The 243-nt window shown below is 53.1% G+C and carries 1 protein-coding gene; it reads left to right on the top strand.

From position 1 onward, the window contains the following. On the top strand, nt 1-243 hold a 243-nt coding region (locus tag AB9F27_RS22250; protein ID WP_369758247.1), incomplete at both ends, for a transposase.

The raw sequence follows: 243 nt of genomic DNA, 5'->3' as shown, positions 1-243 counted from the left end.
TGGGCTGGTACCTGTCCAGAAATCCACAGGCGGGCGGCAAATATTAGGCCGCACCTCAAAAATGGGCCAACGCGATATCCGACGATTGCTGATTATTGGGGCCATGACCCGTATCAGATGGGCGATCAAAAACGGTCCACCCAAAGGATCATGGTTGGAACAGATGTTGGAACGCAAGCCTCGTATGCTCGTGGCAATTGCGCTGGCAAACAAAACCGCCCGAACAATTTGGGCCATGATGAC

Origin of the sequence: Falsihalocynthiibacter sp. CO-5D18 (assembly GCF_041205445.1) — a bacterium.
GTDB lineage: Bacteria > Pseudomonadota > Alphaproteobacteria > Rhodobacterales > Rhodobacteraceae > Falsihalocynthiibacter > Falsihalocynthiibacter arcticus.
This window is presented reverse-complemented; position numbering and strand designations above follow the sequence as displayed.